This is a genomic window from Deltaproteobacteria bacterium (genome assembly GCA_019308925.1).
Classification (GTDB): domain Bacteria; phylum Desulfobacterota; class B13-G15; order B13-G15; family RBG-16-54-18; genus JAFDHG01.
In genome coordinates, this window is the sequence record JAFDHG010000104.1 from 3,744 (window position 1) to 4,752 (window position 1,009).

Genomic DNA, 1,009 nt, shown 5'->3' on the forward strand with positions numbered 1-1,009 from the left:
ACCTATCTAAAGTTAGTGGAGAATCTCTGGCAGGATGGCAAGGTGGTACAAAAGACCCTGGTCAATTTCGGCAATATCAACCACTGGCCTAAGGAGAGGGTGAGGGATTTGATATATAAGCTCTCGCAGGTCATGGAGATAGAGTTACCCCCTTCGTTGGAGGATATAGAGCATAGAGGGGTCTTAAACTTTGGGCAACCTTTTGCCTTTGGGGTGCTTTGGGATCATTTAGGGCTGAGTGAGACCTTGGAGGGGCTTGTTGCCAATCCTAGTTTTGTAGCCCCCATAAAGACCATGGTCTTTAACCGCCTGATAGACCCTCAGAGTGAATTGGCTACTTCTCAGTGGGTCAAAGGGGAGTATATAGAGGGTATCCCTAAAGAGATACCGTTGCACCATTACTACCGTTCTCTGAGCCAACTGGTCGGGGTAAAATCCCCTCTGGAGAGATACCTTTACAATAGGCTTATCAGCCTTTTTAACCTCGACTTCTCCCTGATCTTCTATGACCTTACCTCTACTTACTTTGAGGGGGAGGGTTCTTCTCAGGCCAAGAGGGGTTATTCCAGGGACAAGAGGCCTGATCGCCCCCAGATAGAGATCGGGCTTTTGGTGAATAGGGATGGAATCCCTATCTCTCATATGGTCTTTGATGGGAATCTTAAGGATTCTGTTACCCTGCCCCAGATAGTGGATCAGATGCGAGGTACCTTTAAGATAAAGCGCTGTATCTTTGTAGGGGACAAAGGTATGGTTAGCTCTAAGAACCTCAAAGAGCTTAACTCTGCAGGCTATGAGTATATTGTAAGCATAAGGCTCAGAGACTCTAAGGAGGCCAAAGGGCTGATCAGCCTGCTCCCTGAAAGGGATGAGTTTATCAAGCTCAAGGATAATCTATTGGTATTTGAGCTGCCTCCATCAGCAGGGGGACGTTACATTGCCTGCTACAACCCCCTGAGGGCCCAGGAGAGCAGGGAACATCGGGAGGTTCTCCTTAAAGGGTGCGAGG

The 1,009-nt window shown here is 48.3% G+C and carries 1 protein-coding gene; it reads left to right on the forward strand.

Annotated features, from left to right (window positions below; translation table 11 throughout):
• Positions 1-1,009, forward strand: a 1,009-nt coding sequence (locus JRI46_12275) for an IS1634 family transposase (GenBank protein MBW2040341.1), incomplete at both ends; no start/stop codon positions are given.